At 69.8% G+C, this 16,945-nt stretch carries 15 protein-coding genes and 3 pseudogenes; 4 read left to right on the forward strand and 14 right to left on the reverse strand.

From position 1 onward, the window contains the following. Positions 1–46: 46 nt before the first annotated feature. The 10 genes and pseudogenes from AB1I47_RS11260 to AB1I47_RS11305 form a co-directional block, all read right to left on the reverse strand. Positions 47–919, reverse strand: coding sequence for a DUF58 domain-containing protein (locus AB1I47_RS11260; protein WP_354683832.1), 873 nt, complete (start codon positions 917–919; stop codon positions 47–49). A gap of 12 nt (positions 920–931) precedes the next feature. Continuing rightward, the gene (locus AB1I47_RS11265; RefSeq protein WP_354683833.1) at positions 932–1,951 is read right to left on the reverse strand and encodes an AAA family ATPase; all 1,020 of its coding nucleotides are present in this window, start codon (positions 1,949–1,951) and stop codon (positions 932–934) included. Between the two features lie 119 nt (positions 1,952–2,070). Next, positions 2,071–2,733 (reverse strand): annotated as a pseudogene (locus tag AB1I47_RS11270) (HAD family hydrolase); the annotation flags it as partial. Positions 2,734–2,785: 52 nt separating this feature from the next. Then, positions 2,786–4,003: pseudogene (gene pabB, locus AB1I47_RS11275) on the reverse strand (aminodeoxychorismate synthase component I); the annotation flags it as partial. A 28-nt stretch (positions 4,004–4,031) separates the two neighbouring features. After that, complete coding sequence (gene fae / locus AB1I47_RS11280; RefSeq protein WP_354683834.1) at positions 4,032–4,565, reverse strand: formaldehyde-activating enzyme; 534 nt, start codon at positions 4,563–4,565, stop codon at positions 4,032–4,034. Between the two features lie 48 nt (positions 4,566–4,613). After that, positions 4,614–5,435: a formylmethanofuran dehydrogenase subunit C gene (locus tag AB1I47_RS11285; protein WP_354683835.1), complete on the reverse strand. Its 822-nt coding sequence runs from the start codon at positions 5,433–5,435 to the stop codon at positions 4,614–4,616. Next, on the reverse strand, positions 5,432–6,346 hold the full coding sequence (gene fhcD / locus AB1I47_RS11290) for a formylmethanofuran--tetrahydromethanopterin N-formyltransferase (protein ID WP_354683836.1): 915 nt from the start codon (positions 6,344–6,346) through the stop codon (positions 5,432–5,434). The genes AB1I47_RS11285 and fhcD overlap by 4 nt, the downstream gene beginning before the upstream one ends. Before the next feature lie 23 nt (positions 6,347–6,369). Then, positions 6,370–8,079, reverse strand: coding sequence for a formylmethanofuran dehydrogenase subunit A (locus tag AB1I47_RS11295; protein WP_354683837.1), 1,710 nt, complete (start codon positions 8,077–8,079; stop codon positions 6,370–6,372). Beyond that, positions 8,076–9,434: a molybdopterin-binding domain-containing protein gene (locus AB1I47_RS11300; protein ID WP_354683838.1), complete on the reverse strand. Its 1,359-nt coding sequence runs from the start codon at positions 9,432–9,434 to the stop codon at positions 8,076–8,078. Before AB1I47_RS11300 ends, AB1I47_RS11295 begins: the two co-directional genes overlap by 4 nt. A gap of 252 nt (positions 9,435–9,686) precedes the next feature. Further along, on the reverse strand, positions 9,687–10,424 hold the full coding sequence (locus tag AB1I47_RS11305; RefSeq protein ID WP_354683839.1) for a HisA/HisF-related TIM barrel protein: 738 nt from the start codon (positions 10,422–10,424) through the stop codon (positions 9,687–9,689). A 12-nt stretch (positions 10,425–10,436) separates the two neighbouring features. Here AB1I47_RS11305 and AB1I47_RS11310 point away from each other — a divergent pair, with 12 nt between their 5' ends. From AB1I47_RS11310 to AB1I47_RS11320, 3 genes are all read left to right on the forward strand, one after another. After that, positions 10,437–11,435 (forward strand): ATP-grasp domain-containing protein, encoded by a 999-nt coding sequence (locus AB1I47_RS11310; protein ID WP_354683840.1) that lies wholly within the window; start codon positions 10,437–10,439, stop codon positions 11,433–11,435. Beyond that, on the forward strand, positions 11,425–12,531 hold the full coding sequence (locus tag AB1I47_RS11315; RefSeq protein WP_354683841.1) for a hydantoinase/oxoprolinase family protein: 1,107 nt from the start codon (positions 11,425–11,427) through the stop codon (positions 12,529–12,531). Before AB1I47_RS11310 ends, AB1I47_RS11315 begins: the two co-directional genes overlap by 11 nt. 109 nt (positions 12,532–12,640) lie before the next feature. Continuing rightward, a complete protein-coding gene (locus AB1I47_RS11320) occupies positions 12,641–13,231 on the forward strand; it encodes an amino acid kinase family protein (RefSeq protein WP_354683842.1) in 591 nt (196 codons plus the stop codon). Positions 13,232–13,254: 23 nt separating this feature from the next. Here AB1I47_RS11320 and AB1I47_RS11325 read toward each other — a convergent pair whose 3' ends face one another. From AB1I47_RS11325 to AB1I47_RS11340, 4 genes are read right to left on the reverse strand one after another with little or no spacing between them, the layout of a single operon-like run. After that, the gene (locus tag AB1I47_RS11325) at positions 13,255–13,962 is read right to left on the reverse strand and encodes a (5-formylfuran-3-yl)methyl phosphate synthase (protein ID WP_354683843.1); all 708 of its coding nucleotides are present in this window, start codon (positions 13,960–13,962) and stop codon (positions 13,255–13,257) included. After that, the gene (locus tag AB1I47_RS11330; RefSeq protein ID WP_354683844.1) at positions 13,959–14,546 is read right to left on the reverse strand and encodes a DUF447 domain-containing protein; all 588 of its coding nucleotides are present in this window, start codon (positions 14,544–14,546) and stop codon (positions 13,959–13,961) included. The genes AB1I47_RS11325 and AB1I47_RS11330 overlap by 4 nt, the downstream gene beginning before the upstream one ends. Positions 14,547–14,577: 31 nt before the next feature. Continuing rightward, positions 14,578–15,963: a DUF6513 domain-containing protein gene (locus AB1I47_RS11335; protein ID WP_354683845.1), complete on the reverse strand. Its 1,386-nt coding sequence runs from the start codon at positions 15,961–15,963 to the stop codon at positions 14,578–14,580. Next, entirely contained in the window at positions 15,942–16,541 is a 600-nt protein-coding gene (locus AB1I47_RS11340) for a flavoprotein (RefSeq protein ID WP_354683851.1), read from the reverse strand. The genes AB1I47_RS11335 and AB1I47_RS11340 overlap by 22 nt, the downstream gene beginning before the upstream one ends. A gap of 103 nt (positions 16,542–16,644) precedes the next feature. On the opposite strand from AB1I47_RS11340, the pseudogene AB1I47_RS11345 reads away from it, so the two are divergent. Beyond that, positions 16,645–16,945 (forward strand): annotated as a pseudogene (locus tag AB1I47_RS11345) (RNA-guided endonuclease InsQ/TnpB family protein); the annotation flags it as partial.

Below are 16,945 nucleotides of genomic sequence, written 5' to 3' on the forward strand. Positions count from 1 at the left end.
GCGCAAGCAATGCACGCAAGCCAGGGGAGGAGGAAGCGACGATGCGTCATGCCACGGCCTCAAGAAAATAGCGGGACAGTGCCTCAGCCTCGAATGACCCATGCATATAGACCGGCCGCAGCCCTCGCGCCAGGAACAAGGCATCGAGCCGGGCGCGCCGCTGCGCCACCGCGTCGCGCCAGCGGGCGCGCAGTGCCTGGCCCACCCACAGCGTGCGCTGGCTGCCGGTCTCCGCATCGCGCACGGCGAGCAGCGCATTGTCTGGGGGCGGTTCGGTCTCGGCCGGGTCCCAGGTAACGATCGGCACCACATACGCCTGCGACAGCAGGTCGAGAATGCCGTCCATCGGCTCCAGCGCCCAGTGGAAATCGGACACCAGGAATACCAGTCCATGCCGGTCCGCCAGCCGTGCCGCCGCCTGCGCCAGCCCTGCGGCACCGCCCGGGCGTGCCGAAGGGCCGTCGCCCGCGCCATCCCGCAGCCTCGCCGACATGGCGTAGCCGGCGCCGCGGCTGTGACGCGCCGGCACGAACAGGTCCATACGCTCGGCTGCGTCGAATGCCAGCATGCCGACGGGGTCGCCGGCGCGAAAGGCACTATGCCCCAGCCCTTCGAGGAAATCCGCGGCCACGTCCAGCTTGCTTGCGCGCGCGCCGAACCGCATCGAGGCCGACACGTCGACCACGGCGTGCACCGGCACGCTGACGCGCTGCCGGTGCACGCGCACCAGCCATTCCTGCCGGAGATTGCGCACGCTTGCGCGCAGGTCGAGCCGTCGCGGGTCGGGATTGTCGAGCAGCCGCATATGCGCGGCGAATTCCTGGCCGGGACCGAGGCTGGTTCCGCGATGCGAACCTGGCCGGAATCCGCCCGCCCGATGGGGCAGCCGGTAGTGGAATTCGTGCGGGCCGCTACGCATGGCGCGATGGCGTCAGGGCGAGGCAATGGTGCCTACGATCTTCTGCACCAGGGCTTCGGACAGCTCTGCCCGGCGCAGCTCGTAGACGGGTGTGAAGAACACGCGATGGCCGAGCGCCGACGGCAACACCGCATGGACGTCTTCCGGTACAAGGTGGGTGCGCCCCGCCAGCCATGCCACCACGCGCGCTGCCCGCAGCAGCGCGCTCATGCCGCGCGGGCCGGCGCCGGCAAGAATCAGCCGCTCCATGTCGACACCGTCCAGCCGGATGCCGAAATGCTGCGGCGTCTCGCTGGCCTCCCATAACTGCAGCACGTAGCGCCTGATGGTGGGGCTGGCCTGGATGCCGCGCTGGATAAGCGCGGCAATGTCGTTCAGTTGCGCCCACGGCAAGATGGCCGGTTCGACCTGCTGCAGCAGTGCGTCGGTATCGTGGAAGGCCGGGTCGAAGACCAGCGCCTCGCGTATGCCGAGGTCGGCAGGCGTGCCGATGTTCAGCTCGAACATAAAGCGGTCGCGCGCGGCGGAGGCCAGCTCGAAGGTCTCCTCGCGCTCGACCTTGTTGCGGTCGGCGAACACCGTCATATGCGGAAAGCGGTATTCGCGGTTGAAGGCCGACACCGAGCGCTCGGCCATCGCCCGCAACAGCAGCGACTGCACCTGCGGCCGGGCCCGGTTGATCTCGTTGAAGAAGAATGTGGTCAGCCGCTCGCCATGGCGCAGCAGGGGGCCTGGGTCGATGCGTGGCTTGCTGTCGGCGTCCACATAACTGTGATAGACCAGGTCGCCGGGCATCAGGTCAATGGTTCCTTCCACACGCTCGAAGGCGCCGCCGATCGCGCGGGCGAAGGCGCGCAGCACGGTGGTCTTGCCCACGCCGACGTCGCCTTCCAGCAGCACATGGCCGCGCGCGAACAGCGCGACGTTGATCAGGCGGATGATCTGCGGCTGGCCGATCACGGCTTTGGCCACTTCGCGCTCCACGGCCCCGGCACGCTCGCGCCAGTCCTGGAGTTTCTCCTCTGCTGTCATGGGCTCCCCTTGACGCAAACGTGGACCGATAGCGATGCGGCGGCCGGCGGCTGGCACGAAGTGGCTGCCTCTCGTCGCGCCGTCACAGCGGCATCGCCCTGCGCGGGCGGCCCGACCTGTTCGAGGATGGGCCAGCCCCGCGCCTGCGCGATGGCCCGCAGGCGCGCATCGGGGGCTACCGCAATCGGGTCGCTGACCTGTTCCAGCAGGGGCAGGTCATTAACGGAGTCGGAATAGAAGCGGGTGCGGGCAAAGTCGTCCCAGTGCCGGCCTAGCGAGGCCAGCCACTGCGCTACGCGGTTCACCTTGCCGGCGCCATAGCTGGGGGCGCCGGTCATCTCGCCGCTGAACGGCGCCAGCGGGCCATCGCCGCGGGTGGCGGCGCGCGATGCCACCAGGTGCGGCACGCCGAAGCTGTCGGCAAACGCGCGCGCGACGAAGTCATTGCTGGCGGTGACGATGCAGCACAGGTCGCCGGCGGCAAGATGGTGTCCGACCAGCGCGCGGGCCGGCAGCGGAATCGCCGCCGCGATCCCGGCCGTGAAGTCGGCGCGCCACGCTTCGAGATCCTGGCGCCGGTAGCGCGCCAGGATCGACATGCAGAAGCGCTGGAAGGCATGGACGTCGAGCCGGCCTGCCAGGTAGTCCTGCGCGAAACGCAGGTTCTGCGCGGCGAAATCGGCCTCGTCCAGCACGCCGATTCGCATCAGGTAGCGGAACCAGCTGGTCCCGCTGTCGAAGGGGATCAGCGTATGGTCGAGATCAAACAGGGTGAGCTGCATGGCGCGACGTGGAGTTTGTCATGGGCTGCCCGCCCGGCCTGGCGTCATGCGCCAGCCCTGTCAGGAAGCGGGCTTTCAGTGCGCATTCCTCGTACTCAGCCGCCGCATCGCTGTCGGCGACGATGCCGGCGCCCACGCCCATGCGTCCGTGGCGCAGGCCGCCGCGTTCCGGTCCCAGCGTCAGGGTGCGGATCGCCACCGACAGGCAGAAGTCGCCGCAGGCGCGGCCGTCGCCCGGGGCGGGTGCGTCGACCCAGCCGATCGCGCCGGTATAGAGCCCGCGCGGCGTCGTTTCCAGCGCGGCGATCAGTTCCATGGTGTGGTGCTTGGGCGCGCCGGTGATCGAGCCGCAGGGAAACAGCGCGCGCAGCAGCGTTGGCATCGTCACGCTGTCAGGCAGCACGGCCTCGATGGTCGACGTCATCTGGAACACGCTGGCATAAGGCTCCACCGAAAACAGCGCCGGCACCTTGACCGAGCCGGTGCGCGCCACGCGGCCGAGATCGTTGCGCAGCAGGTCGACGATCATCAGGTTCTCGGCGCGGTTCTTGATATCGGCGGCCAGCGCGCGGGAGATCTCGGCATCTTGCCGGGCGTCCTTGCCGCGCGGCGCGGTGCCCTTCATCGGCCGGGTGGTCAGCCGGCCGCGCTCGTGGCGCACGAACAGCTCCGGAGAGCAGGAGAGGATAAAGGGCTGCACCGGATCGTGGGGCAGCGCGATCAGCGCGCCGTAGGGTACCGGCTGGCGCGCGCGCAGCCGGCGGTAGAGCGCGAGCGGCGAGCCGGAAGCCTCGAAGCCGAGCCGGTAGGTGTAGTTGACCTGGTAGGTCTCGCCGGCCTGCAGCGCCGCGTGGATGCGCGCGATCGCGGCGCGGAAGGCAGGCCAGTCGACGCTGGCCCGGATGGTGCCGACGCCGGCACACGAAGGTACCGACCCGTCGGCGCGCGCGAGCCAGCTCTCGACCTGCGCGGCTGACAGCTTCTGCAGCTGGCGGAACAGCAGGATGCGCAGCGCCGGAGGCTGCCGGCCGGCATGCAGCGGGGCTACGCCGTGCAGCGCCATGCCCCACTCGTAGTCGCCCAGCAACAGGGCGTGCGCGCCGCCGCGCATGGCCGCATCGGCTTGCTGCCATGCCTGCTCCAGCAGCGCCGGGTGCTCGCAGCGGATTTCGCGCAGCAAGCCGGTGTAGAGGCGGCTGGTGGGCGCCTGCGCGCTGGCGTTGGCGTCGTCGAGGAGCGCGTAGCAGTCGCGCCGGGGATCGAAAGCCATGATGGTCGGCCTGCGCATGGCGCCGGCCTCAGCTCCAGTCGTCCATGTCGTGCCGGATGGTCGCCCGGTTGGCGATCAGTTCCTCGACCGTCGGCTCGTTATTGAGCGCGCGGCGGATCGCCAGCTTGGTGGCCTCGTAGTTGGTGCGGTACATATCGCGCTTGTCCAGGTTGGCGTCGGCCGCGCAGCGGGGATCGATCCAGACCAGGCTGATGATGCAGAGCTCGTTGGCCTCGTCCTTTGGCAGGATGCCTTCGATCAGGCAGTCGACCACCGCATCGGCGGTGGCCGACTGCACCACGCCGCCGTACAGGTCGATATTGGCCATGTCCTTGAGCGTGACCTTGGGCACGATAATCGTGGCCGGCCGCACCATCTGGTTGCAGGCGCGGATCGCGAACATCGCGGTATGGCCCTTGCTCTGCGCCATCATGCCGGCGAAGGCGTGGCCGACCGGGCCATCGGTGCGGCCCAGCACGATCTCGGGCATGGCGTCGGTGAATTGCCCCGGGGCCGCCAGCACGGTGGCCTCGCCGGTTCGGAAGATCAGGGAACTGGTCATGGTTGGGTTCTCTTTCGGATTGAAGGATGTGGGCGGGTGAGTGGCGGTTCAGCCGAAGCTCAGCAGCTCGCCCTTGCCGTCCACCGCGAGATCGCCGACAAAGCGGCGCGGCCGCAGGGCCGGCAGGGACGCGAAGTGCCCGCAGTGGCGCGCCAGGCTGCGCGCCAGCAGGCGCCAGAACACGTCGAAATCGCTGTCGACGGGCACGAAGGTGGCCGGCGGCTGTGCTTTGCCCGTGAGCGCCACCACGGTGCCGCGGCGCATGCCATAGCCGAGGTGATCGCCCACGGCGCCTGCCACGGCGATGGTGCCCGCGACCATGCGCGAGGCGGCGAAGGCGCCGACATTGCCGGCGACGACCGCGGTGCCGCGCCGCATGCGGTCGCCGAAGCGCTCGCCGGCATTGCCGCCGATGTTGAGGGTGCCGCCGCGCATGCCGTCCATCTCGCCCGGCAGCGCGGCGGCGGCGAAGTCGCCGGTATGCCCGCCGACCGCGAGCTCGCCGCCGGCCATCCCCGCGGCAGTGAAGTCACCGGCGTCGCCGCTGGCGCGCAGCGTGCCGGCCAGCATGCCGCAGCCGAGGTAATCGCCGGCATTGCCTTCGATGCGCAGCGTGCCGCCATCCATCTGCCACCCGATCCGGTCGAAGCGGGCAAGGTCGCCTTCGAAGGCCAGGCTGGGTGCGTCGTCGGGGGCGGCATGCGGCGCCAGCGCGAACAGGTCGCCCACGGCGATGCGCTCGTTGCCGTGCCACAGCGGCATGCGGGCCACGGCGTCGGGGGCCAGCCCGGCCAGCGCGGCAGGGGTCAGCCGGCGCAGGTCCACCCGCAGTGCGGGCGCGGCGGCCAGGCGCAGGGTCAGCCCGCTCATGCGTGTTCTCCGACGCCGGCAAGCCGATGCAGGTGGAAATGATAGGGGCCGAGCTTGCCGCCATAGTTGCCGGCGGAAATGCCGACCAGCCCGCTGGCGTCGCCGCGGGCGGTCAGCGCGTCGATGCCGGCGCGCATGGCCGCGGCCACATCGGCGTCGGTCAGGCCGTCGATCACGATCTCCAGCACGCAACGTGCCGCCGCGCCGAGCCGGCTGCCGGCCACCAGGGTCGCGAGGCCCGGGCAGAAGGCGTCGTTGGTGGAGGCGCTCATGCCGGCATACCTGGCGCCGATCTTGGAGCCCGAGCGCACCACGCCGCCGGGAAAGGGCAGGATCACGTTGGGCAGGCGCCGCATCGCCACCACCGCGGCTTCGGCCGCGGCCAGCGCGCTGTCGGTGTCGCGCGCCAGGAGCAGCAGGTTGCCGCCGCCCACCGCCTTGGTCACCGCGGTGGTTTCCTGGCACACGAATTCGCCATCCATCACCGGCACGCGCCAGTAGCGCACGCCGTCGATCATCTTGGCGATCTGCCAGCCATCGCCGAAGAAGCGCAGGTTCTTGCCCAGCGCGATCGCTTCGCCGTCGCTGAGCCCGGCATACACCGCGGTAGTGGGGCAGGTCAGCACGCACTGGCCGACGCGGCGCTCGACCTGCTTGGCCAGTTCCTTGCCCGACATCGAGAACAGCAGCACCGCCACGCCGGGGCGTCCATCGGGCGAGTCCGCCGCGTCGAGCTCGCGTTCGACGCCGGCCTCGCAGCCGCAGGCGATCACCGAAGTCGCGAAGCCCGTCAGCGAGGCGGCCGCATGGCGGGCCCAGGTCAGGTTATGGGCGGTGATCACCAGACGGGTCGCCTTCATCGGGAAGGCCTCCGCGAAGGTGTCGTCGATGGTGATTCCGTTGATCAGCATGCCGGTGGTCCAGGAAATGACTGTCAGCCCGCGGGCGCCGGCTGCGCGGCATCCCTGCGGTAGAGCGGGTCGCACTGTGCCGGCAGCAGCCGCCCGCCGTTGCAGCACGCGCACAGCTCGTCATGGCCGATGGCCGCGTGCCCGAAGTTGACCGACAGGTGGTGGTCGCTGTACTGGCGCAGGGTCTTCTCGATGCCGCGGTCGTAGTCGGGCTCGACAAAATGCGTGCCGCCCGCCGGGGTGGCGACGATGCGGCCCGCGCGCGCCACCAGCGTGCCGTCCTTGAACACGTATTCGGGCGTGCTGAACATCGCTTCGCGGTCGGCGTCGTCGCGGTACACGGCGAGGTCGGCGGCGGCTCCGGCACCGAGGTGGCCGCGGTCGCGCAACCCGAGCAAGCGCGCCGGCGCGGCGCGCGTCAGTACCGACACCTCGTAGAGCGTCAGTTCGCGCCGGATGTCGGGCAGGCTGCAGCCCGCGGCGACCTCGGGATGCAGGCGGGCCAGCTGCTCGTCGCGGAACGGCTTGTCCATCAGCAGCCGGATCAGGTGCGGGTAGCTGGTGAAGGGCCCGCCGTTGGGGTGATCGGTGGTCAGCGTGACCTGCCACGGATCCCTGACGCTGAGGAACAGCTCCAGGCCGATCGCCCATTGCAGCGCATTGACGTAGCTTTGCTCGCGGTAGCGGAACGGCACCACCCCGCAGCCGGCGTCGCATTCGATATCCGCGCCGATCCACTTGCGCGGCTGCGCCAGGTCCGCGTTGCGGAACTGCATCATGGTGTCCCCCGACGCGGTCACGGTCTGGCCGAAGATGATCTGGCCGACGTCGACCGAGATGTTCGGGTTGGCATTGACCGCATCGGCAATGCGCAGCGCCGCCGACGAGAACTTGCGCGGCCCCTCGGTGCCGTAGCTGTGGAACTGCACGTGGGTCAGGTGGCCGGGCAGGCCCTCGAGCGCGTCGATGGTGGCCAGCGTCGATGCCACATTGCCGGGCACGCCGAGGTTGCTGGCGTGGATGTGCAGCGGATGCGGCACGCGTAACTCGGTCAGCGCGCGGCTCAGCGTGTGCAGCACCTGGCGCGGGGTGATGCGGTAGTGCACGTGCTGGTCGTCGACATCGAGCTGGCGCTGGTTGAACTTGAACGCGGAGATGCCGCCCGGGTTCACCACCTTGACGCCGAGCGCCTTGCTGGCGTTAATGGTCCAGCCGACGTAGTCGCGCAGGCGCTCGAACTCAGTGCCTTCGGCCAGCATGCGCAGGAACAGCTCGTCGTTGCCGAGCATGACATAGGCGCCGTGGTCGAGGATCGGCACGTCGCCCATCTCGAGATGGGTGTGGCGCGCGTTGGACGGCATCATCGCCGGCTCGAACGCGGCGGTGTAGCCCATCTGCGCGTAGCGGTAGCCGGTGGCCAGCGTGCCGGGCGCGCAGGTGCCGCACGAGGCCAGCTCGAGCGGATTGTCCACGGGCGCGCTGTCGCGGTGGTCCTCGGGCAGCAGCATGCGCGCAAGGTTGACCTTGCCGCCGCCGATATGCGAGTGCATGTCGATGCCGCCCGCCATCACCACCATGCCGCTCACGTCGATGTCGCGGTCCGGCACCTGGTTCGGCGGCAGCTCGACGAGGCGGCCGTCGCGGATGCAGAGGTCGCGTAGCTGGCCGTCGATACCGTGCGCGGGATCGTAGACGCGTCCGCCGCGCAGCCGGACGGTGTGCGCTGGGCTCATGATGAGGGCTCCGGCATGGGTTGCGGTGCCGGCAAACGCTCAAGCAATTGCGCGGCCACTTGTGCGACGGTGGGCAGGCCGCCGTCGTCCAGTACCGGCGTGAGCGGCAGCGTCACGCCGCCGTCAGTGCGGAACAGGTGGCCCCGCGCGCCGATGCCCGGTGTCGATACGGGAATAAAGACGCCGGGCCGGCCCGCCAGCGCGGCGGCCAGTGCGGGATGTCCCAGGGTGATCGCGGGCAGTGCGGTGGATGGGGGCGCCAGTTCAGGCGTGAAGCTCGCCACCCACAGCAGCGCGTCGGCGTTGCCGTCGCGCAGCAGCCGCTGCGTGCCGTAGCGATGCGGATCGTGCGAGAGCCCGCCGCGGTGGACGCCGGTGCGCAGCGGCAGCCCGCTCAGCCATGTGACGACCTGGTTGGCGGTGTTGGCACCGTCATCGCCGCCCAGCGACAGGCCGCCCGCACGCGTGCCGCGGTTCAGCGCCTTGATCAGCTGGTGAATGCGTTCGATCAGCAGCGCGGCATGGCCGCCGTGCGCGTGCGCCGCCAGCGCCGAAGGGTTCCACACCAGTGCCGCGTAGCGGGCTGCCTTTAGCCGGGCCGCCAGCTCGCGCAGCGCCGGCGGCGCGATGCCGTCGTCAGCCAGCGCGCGCGGCAGGCACAGCGCGTTCAGCAACGCGAGAGTCTGGAACAGGTCGTCATGCAGCGCCACCGTGTCGAGGCGCGTGCCGGGCAGGCCGTGCGCGGCAGGGTCGGCCGGCGTGCCAAGAAAGACCAGCTCGCGCTCCGGCACCGGACCCGCTTCGGCCATGCCGCAGCGGCGGAAAAATTCCGGATGCTTCGCGCTGGGCTGGGTGCCGATGCAAAGCACCAGGCCGGCCCGGTTGCGGATCTCCGCCAGCGTGGTAGTGAAACCGCCGCGATCCTGCAGGGCGCGCATGCTGTGCAGCATGATGTCGCCATGCGCGTGGTCGAGGATGGCGCCGGTGCGGTTGGCCAGCGTGTAGAGTGCGCGCATGCCGGCCACATCGGTGGCCAGGCCGCCGAACAGCGGCTGCCGGCTGCTGCCAAGCAAGCGCGCGGCGGCGTCGAGGGCGGCCGCTTGCGTCACCGGATCGCCATCGATCAGCGCTGGCGCCGGCTCTGCTTTCGCGGCAAACCATCCGAGCGCCTGCGTCGCGCGCGGGCAGTGGCCGTCGCGCAGCGCGAGGTGGGCACCGGTGTGATCGCCCGCGTGATCCCTCGCAACGACGCTCACGTCATCGCACAGCAGCGAGCAGAACGGACAGGTCCAGGGGGCGCCGCCGGAACGATCGCCGCCGGGCGCCGGCGCGGGAGAGGAGCGAGTGGAAGTCATGCCCCGCTCGTGCAAGGCCTGTGCCAACCGTATCCAACACTATCCAGCGCTATGCAGCGGCGACGTACGCAGCGCCCGCACGCTTCAGTCCTGCGTCGCCACGCGCGTTGCCCCGCACCGCCTGTTGCATCGCAGCGGGACAGATTGTGTGTCGCGGACGTTGCAGAGTGTCACCTCGGCGGCCTGCCGCGCGGGTTTTGCGGTGGCTCCCCGTGCTTGGCACGGAACGTGTGTGAGGAGGGCGTCGCAGGCTTAGCTGTCGGCCGGTGCGGCGGGGGCGATGCGCAGGTCATGGATGGCGGAAGCAACCAGCCAGGCATGGGCACCGCTGCGCGCGGCGGCGTCGAGGTCGGCGCCATCGCGGATGCCGCCGGCGCCGATGAGCTGGCGCGCGGGGCCCGCCTGGCGGCGGACCTGTTCGAATAGTGCCAGGTCGGGACCTTCGAACGCGCCGACCCGGTCGAGCGTCATCACGATGACGCTGCCGGGCCAGTCGCGGTTGTCCTGCCACCACGATGCCTGTCCGAGCGGCGAGCCGTGGCGGCGGTCCAGCGACAGCAGGGCCTGCGGAAGTTGCAGGAACGGCGAGGCGAGCGGCTCGCCGGCGCTGGCGCGTATCGATTCGCTGCCGAACACCGGCCGTATCCGGGCCGCGGTGCTGTCGATGCCATCGCTGGCGCCAAGCCGGGCCAGTACGCCGGAGGCGTCGGCGGCATCGGCAAAGCCGGCGTCGAGCCAGAGTTCGACGCCGGGCAATGCGTGGCACAGCGCGGCGAGGGTGTCGCATTGCGCAGGCTTGCCGGTCAGCGCGTCGAGGTCGGCGATGTAGAGCGTGCGCGCCGCGCAGTAGCCCAGCATGGCGCGCGCGATCGTGACGGGATCGCTGCCTGCGCACAGGCCGGAGCGGATGGGCAGGTACTGGTTTCGCTGGCCCCTGACGGCGCGGACTACCTGGGCGTCGAGCAGGTCGATGACGGGGACGATGTGCATGGACTTGACGTGATGACTCGTGTATTCGTGTATGAATATATCAGCGGCGGCGGTGTCGAGCGCCATGTCACGCCCGAGCTGCTGGCGCAGGGCAGGCTGATGCGCGACGCCATGATCGGCGACCTGGCGCGCATCGACGACGTGACGGTCAGTTGCGCCGTATCGCCAGCCGAATGGCGCGAAGACTGCTACGGCGCGCTGAACGTGGCGTACTGCCGGCGCAGGACCGGCGAGACGCCGCTGGCCTTCGTGCGCCGGCAGGCCGCGCGGCACGATGTGAGCTGGGTGGTGGCGCCGGAATCCGGCGGGACCCTGTTGCGTTTGCGACGCGCCGTCGACAGCGCGGGTTGGCTTGGCAGCAGTGCCACCGCAATCGCGCTGGCCGGCAGCAAGGCCGCCACCGTGCGTCACCTGCGCGGGCTGGGCATCGCCACGACGCGGCCATGGCGCGACGGCGATGTGCCGCAACCGGACTGCGGCCGATGGGTGGTCAAGCCCGACGACGGCGCCGGCGCGGTCGCCACCCGCAGCTACAGCCGTTTCGACGCCGCGCACGCGGCGTGGCGCCAGCGCCTGGCCGCGGGCGAAACCGTCGTGCTCGAACCCTGGGTCGAAGGGGTCCCGCTCAGCGTGTCGATGCTGTGCGGACCGGGCGGCGCCGAGGTGCTGAGCATCAACCGCCAGCGCATCCGCGTCGATGGCGACGGCGTGGTCCATTACGACGGCGTGCAGACCAACATCATGGATCCCGCGGGCCCACAGGGCCGCGTGCTGGCCCGGCTGGCCGAGGCCGTGGCCGGCGGGGTGCCGGGCCTGTCGGGCTTTGTCGGCATCGACGTCGTGCTGCATCCGCGCCAGGGCCCGGTGGTGATCGAGATCAATCCGCGCGTCACCTGCGCCTATCGCGGCCTGTCCGCGGCGCTGGGGCGCAATCTCGCGCTGGAGATGCTGGCCAGTCACCAGGTCTGTGCCGAAATGCAGGAAACCAACGGAGCGTCGAATGGAGGCTGAAGGCCGCAGCGCCGCGGTGATCTATGGCTGGGACCTCGGCGGCGCCAACATCAAGGCGGCCCGGCTGGAGCACGGCGCGGTGCGCGATGTCGCGCAATGGGCCTGTCCGCTATGGCAGGGCCTTGGCCACCTGGAAGAAGCACTGGTGCGCGCGAGAGAGCGTTGGCCGGATTGCGGCCGCAGCCGGGATGTCGCGCATGCGGTCACCATGACGGGCGAAATGACCGATTTGTTCGAGCACCGGCAGGCCGGCGTGGTCGCGCTGGCACAAGTCATGTCGGATAACTTCGGCGAACGCGTGCATTTTTATGCCGGCGAAGCCGGCTGGCGCATGCAGCCGCAAGTCGAATCGGACTGGGCGAGCATCGCCTCGGCCAACTGGCTGGCGACAGCGAGCCTGGCGGCGACGCGGTGCCCGGACGCCGTGCTGGTCGATATCGGCACCACCACCACCGACATGATCCCGCTGGCAGGCGGGCGCGTGGCGGCGCACGGACGCGACGACGCAGGGCGGCTCGCCAGCGGCGAACTGGTCTACCAGGGCGTGGTGCGCACGCCGTTGTGCGCACTGGCGCCACGCATCGCGTTCGGCGGGGTGCTGGTCAATGTCATGAACGAATGGTTCGCCACCACGGCGGATGTGTACCGGCTGACCGGGGAACTGCCCGCGCTCCACGATGCGCACCCCAGCGCCGATGGCCGCGCCAAGACGCCGGAGGCGACGCGCCAGCGCCTGGCGCGGATGATCGGGCGCGATGCGCACGAGGCGCCGGCTGCCGACTGGCTGGCACTGGCCGGGCAATGGCGCATGGCGCAGATCGCGGAGCTGGGACACAACCTGCTGCGCGTGCTCGATGCGGCCGGGCTGCCGGCCGAGGCGCCGCTGGTGGGGGCCGGCTGCGGCCATTTCCTGGTGCGCGAGCTGGCCGGCCGGCTGGGGCGCCGCTATCGCGCCTTCGAGGACCTTGTGGGGATCTCCGGGGCGGCCGCGCCATGGGCCCGCGTGTGCGCGCCGGGCGTGGCGGTTGCCGTGCTGCTCGAGCGCGCCCTGCGCGGCGTGGCGGCCGGTGAGGAGGCGCTGCCATGCGCAGGATAGCGGCGCGTCGCCGCAAGGCATCCATGCCTGCGGAGGGGTTCAGCCAGCGCGATAACGGTTGTAGGGTTGAGGCAGACGGCAAACGGCACGGCAGCGAACGGGAGCCTGTATGTGGGTGGTGAAAATCGGCGGCAGCGTCGCGCGCGATCCGCTGTTGCGCGACTGGTTGCAGGACCTGAGCGAACTGGGCGGCGGCCGTATCGTGGTGGTGCCTGGCGGCGGCGGCTTTGCCGACCAGGTCAGGGAGCACCACGCGGTATGGGCGTTCGATGAGGTGGTGGCGCACAACATGGCGGTGCTGGCCATGGTGCAATACGGCATGATGATGAACGGGCTGTGTCCCGGGCTGTCGCTGGCGGTCGACGAGCAGGACATCCACCGCGTATTGCGCGAGGCCGGCGTGGCGGTCTGGCTGCCGTTTGCGCTGCTGCGCGAACAGGCCGACGAACTGACCTGCTGGGATGTCACGTCCGACAGCATCGCCGCCTGGCTGTCGAACCGGCTCAATGCCGAGAAGCTGGTGCTGGTCAAGTCCTGCCCGCTCGAACCGGAAAGCACGCTGCAGGACCATATCGCACAGCAGGTGGTCGACCGCCAGTTCGGCCGCCACACGCGCGGCGCGCCGTATCCGATCACGCTGCTGCACAAGAGCGACCTGGCGCGGATGCGCGACCTGCTGCTTTACTCGACGGGAAGCTGAACGGGAAGACGCCGGCGCGCGCGTCAGGCCGCTTGTATCGCGGCCGCTTCGGCCTGGCCGCTCAGCGCCGCGCGCAGCGCCCGGACCTTCGCAGGAGCAAGCCGGCTGGCGCGTGCGCCCTCGCACAGGGCGCTACGGAAGCCGGCAATGTCAGGGGCCAGCGCGCGCAGTTGCGGCACGTGTTCAAGCCGCAGCGCGCCGGCCAGCCCCACCTTGCAGCCCAGCGCGCTGGCGCTGCCGATCATGCTGGCCAGCGTGGCATGCCCGACGCAATCGAACAGGCTGCCCGCCTGCTTGTCCTCGGTATCCGCCATCACGGCAGGAAAGCCCAGCGCGCACGCGTATGCCACCAGCGCCAGGTCGAGTCCGTGGTCGGCGAGAAAGACTGGCACCACTTGCCACGGCAGCCGGGCGAGCTGCTCCAGCGCGGCGCCGGCGTGCGGCCCCGGCGCGAGGCCCACCTTGACATAGTCGACGCCGCAGCCGCCGATCATATCGGCCATGCGCAGCATCGCGGCATGCTCGCCGGCGGCATGGTCGCCGATGGTCGCGCTCAATGGCAGCCCCGGCCAACCCCGGCGCACGGCCTGCACGACCTGTCTGACGGTGTGCGCCGGCAGCGCGCCCAGCGCGCCGGCGCGCGGCTCTTTGAGGTCGAGCAGGTCGGCGCCGGCGGCCGCGGCATCGTACGCTTCTTCCAGGTCGCGCACGCTGGTGAGCAGGGCGGTCATTGGCTTTCCTCTGTGGTGCGGGTTGTCTCTCGCCTGGCCGCGTGCGCCGCGATCGCAGCGCGCAGCCATTGCCAGGCCTCGTGTTCATCGGGCCCCGCGGTCTTGTCGATGGCGATCTGCAGGTACGCCATCTCGTGCGCGATCTTGTCCGGCGGCAGCAGGTGCAGGCGGCTGACCAGCACCGCGCCCTCGATCACCGCGGCCTGTGCGCGGTTGAATCCGGCAAAGCCGGCGTGGCGGCCTTCGTGCACGCAGGCCATGCGCAACGTGGGGCGCGCCTCATCGCCGCATTCCTGCACCAGCACCAGTTCGAGATGCCCGAGCGCGGACTGCAGCCTGGCCCCGGCGATGCGCTCGGCAGCCACGGTGGGCCAGTCGCGCCGGCCGGTCACGCAGCCGGCAAAGACGCGCACGTCGGTGGTCAGGTTCACCACCGCGTGCCCGCTCGCGACGATGTTGTCGAGCGTGGCCGACGGCCTGAACGGCATCAGGATGACTTCGCCATCACGGTAGCGCACGCCCATGGGCGCGATATGGACCACTCCGTCGCGGTTGACGGTGGTGACGACGGTCTCGTGGATCATGTCGTTCGGCATGGAAGGTGGAATCGGACCATCAGGCCCGTTTGCGCATGGTGGTTCCCGGCGCGCACCATTGCGCCAGGTCTTCGCTTTCCTGATCGACCGCGCAGCCCCAGTCCAGCGCCTGGTCCTGTACGTAGCGCTTGCCAAGACGCCAAGCGATCTCGGCCCGGGCCAGCTCGACGCCGATGTAGAACGCGTGGCTGCCGTCCGACTCGAGCTGCAGGCGCGGGAACAGCGAAAACGGATCGCCGGCCACGTGATGGCCATCGCGGTTGAAGATATGGATGCCGCGCTCGGACACCTGCACGCGGAAATTGGGGTCCCGGATCGCGCCCGCGGTTTCGGCGATTTCGTCGGCGCTGTAGGGGTAGGGCACCTTGGCGTGCAGGCTCATCATCTGGTCGGTGATGCCCTTGGGCAGCATGCGCTGCTCGCGCGCCAGGTACATCACGCGCCGGGCGATATCGGCTTCGCGGATGGCGCGGCGCGCGTGCGGGCTGACCTGCGTGGTCAGCACCGCCTTCGCCTGCATCTCCGCCGCGATGCCGAACAGCACCGCGTTGATGCCGCAGGTGTCGGCCTCGGTCAGCTCGGTCACATTGCCTACACCCAGCATGATCGGCGCATCCGGAAAGCGCTGGCGCAACCGCTCGTAGCGCCCGAGCGAGGCCAGCAGGCCGAACGGGATCGGGTCGAGGATGGCGTCGGCCAGGAATGGCCGGCCGCGCTGCTGCATCTGCTCCACCGCGGCATGCAGCGACGCTTCGTCGCTCGGCTCGCGCGGAACCAGCACCGGCACGGCGGCGACCTCGTCGGCGATCCACAACGTGTCGAGCGACAGGCTCAGCAGGTAGTCGGCACCGGCGCGGCCGCCGCGCAGCAGCTCGTCGCCATTCATCGAATCGACGCTGACGGCGAAGCCCTCGGCCTTGAGCGCGCGCACAGTCTCTTCCAGGTGCGGGAACGGCGTGGCGGGCAGGCAGCCGATATCGATCACGTCGGCGCCTTCGGCGCGGTGCTGGCGGGCGCGCGCCAGCACCGCGTCGATATCGAGCTGCGGCGCGTCGACGATCTCGGCAAAGATGGCGATGTCGTATTGCGACAGGTCGGCCGGCCGCGCCTTGCGGTTGAAGAACTGGGGCAGGTCCTTGAGCTCTTCCGGGCCGCGCTCGACCGGGATGCCGTAATGCTGCGACAGCGCGTCGAGGTCGCCGCGGCAGCGTCCCGGCACAATGATCCGGTCGGCGGCCACCGGCGGCGCGAGCCGCCGGCGCACCATGTCGGCGGTCATCAGCGCCGCCACCTGCAGGCCGAGTTCGCGGATCTCCCAGGTGAACGGCGCCGGCGCCATGCTGTCGAGCACGCGCTCCAGTCCTTTCTCGGCCAGGCGTCCGGTCAGGAAGACAATGTGTTCCATCTGAGTGACAGTTGCTGCAGTCGCTGGTCGAGCGCGCTGCGCAGTTCTTCGATCGAACACACCACGCGGCTGTGGTCGATCTCGCGCAGCCGCCTGACATTGTCCAGTTCGATATTGCGGGGATGCAGCGTGACCCAGCCATGCGGGCTTTTGGTCACGACCACCGGTTCGGTATCGCATGCAAAGACAATGCCCGGCAGGCCGAGCTTGCCGGCCTGGGCGAAGATATTGGTCGGCAGCGTATCCGAGATGCCCAGCGCGCATTTGGCCACGGTGTTGCTGGTGGCGGGCGCGATAACCACGGTGTGGTAGTGCCCTTCGTAGAGCGTGCCGACCGGTACCGCACTGTGGCTCTTGTCGCGGAACACGCGAAAGCGCGGCTTGAGCTGCTCGATGCGGATGTCATAGAGCGCCAGCACTTCCTCGCCGGCGCGCGACAGGAACAGGTCGACATCAGGCAGCTCGCGCGCGAGCGCCAGGCTCTCTTCGAGGAAATGGCCGGAGCCGGTGATGGCCCAGGCAAAGCGGGGCTCGTCCCCACCGGGCTGCGCGAATTCATCCTGGTTGTCAGGCAGCATTGCGGCAGTGGTCATCAGATTTGCTCCGAGAAACCCCGCCTTCAGGGCGGGGAGTGAAAGGAGTGCTGCCGGCAGCAAGCACTTCCAATTTAGAATGACCGGCATGCTTCTGGTCTATCGCTACCGGGTGAAGTCGCTGAATGGCCTGCTCAATCAGCAGAGCCGCGCGGTGAACTACGTCTGGACCTGCAACGACACGCAGAAGCACGCGCTCAAGTGGGGCAAGAAATGGCCCACGGGTTTCGATCTGAACGTGTTGACGACCGGCACCAGCAAGGAACTGCGCATCCATTCCGGCACCATCAACGCGGTTTGCGAGCAGTACGCCAAGTCGCGTAGCCAGCACCGCCGGCCGTACCTGCGCTATCGCGGCCGCAAGTCGCTCGGCTGGGTGCCGCTCAAGG

The organism is Cupriavidus necator (genome assembly GCF_040578825.1).
In the GTDB taxonomy this organism is placed as follows: domain Bacteria; phylum Pseudomonadota; class Gammaproteobacteria; order Burkholderiales; family Burkholderiaceae; genus Cupriavidus; species Cupriavidus necator_E.

Excerpts from the sequence above, each read along its gene's own strand:
- AB1I47_RS11300 (WP_354683838.1), bottom strand. The coding sequence starts at position 9,434 with ATGACTTCCACTCGCTCCTCTCCCGCGCCGGCGCCCGGCGGCGATCGT.
- AB1I47_RS11295 (WP_354683837.1), bottom strand. The coding sequence starts at position 8,079 with ATGAGCCCAGCGCACACCGTCCGGCTGCGCGGCGGACGCGTCTACGAT.
- AB1I47_RS11315 (WP_354683841.1), top strand. The coding sequence starts at position 11,425 with ATGGAGGCTGAAGGCCGCAGCGCCGCGGTGATCTATGGCTGGGACCTC.
- fae (WP_354683834.1), bottom strand. The coding sequence starts at position 4,565 with ATGACCAGTTCCCTGATCTTCCGAACCGGCGAGGCCACCGTGCTGGCG.
- AB1I47_RS11260 (WP_354683832.1), bottom strand. The coding sequence starts at position 919 with ATGCGTAGCGGCCCGCACGAATTCCACTACCGGCTGCCCCATCGGGCG.
- AB1I47_RS11265 (WP_354683833.1), bottom strand. The coding sequence starts at position 1,951 with ATGACAGCAGAGGAGAAACTCCAGGACTGGCGCGAGCGTGCCGGGGCC.
- AB1I47_RS11335 (WP_354683845.1), bottom strand. The coding sequence starts at position 15,963 with ATGGAACACATTGTCTTCCTGACCGGACGCCTGGCCGAGAAAGGACTG.
- AB1I47_RS11285 (WP_354683835.1), bottom strand. The coding sequence starts at position 5,435 with ATGAGCGGGCTGACCCTGCGCCTGGCCGCCGCGCCCGCACTGCGGGTG.
- fhcD (WP_354683836.1), bottom strand. The coding sequence starts at position 6,346 with ATGCTGATCAACGGAATCACCATCGACGACACCTTCGCGGAGGCCTTC.
- AB1I47_RS11330 (WP_354683844.1), bottom strand. The coding sequence starts at position 14,546 with ATGATCCACGAGACCGTCGTCACCACCGTCAACCGCGACGGAGTGGTC.
- AB1I47_RS11310 (WP_354683840.1), top strand. The coding sequence starts at position 10,437 with ATGACTCGTGTATTCGTGTATGAATATATCAGCGGCGGCGGTGTCGAG.
- AB1I47_RS11325 (WP_354683843.1), bottom strand. The coding sequence starts at position 13,962 with ATGACCGCCCTGCTCACCAGCGTGCGCGACCTGGAAGAAGCGTACGAT.
- AB1I47_RS11320 (WP_354683842.1), top strand. The coding sequence starts at position 12,641 with ATGTGGGTGGTGAAAATCGGCGGCAGCGTCGCGCGCGATCCGCTGTTG.
- AB1I47_RS11305 (WP_354683839.1), bottom strand. The coding sequence starts at position 10,424 with ATGCACATCGTCCCCGTCATCGACCTGCTCGACGCCCAGGTAGTCCGC.
- AB1I47_RS11340 (WP_354683851.1), bottom strand. The coding sequence starts at position 16,541 with ATGCTGCCTGACAACCAGGATGAATTCGCGCAGCCCGGTGGGGACGAG.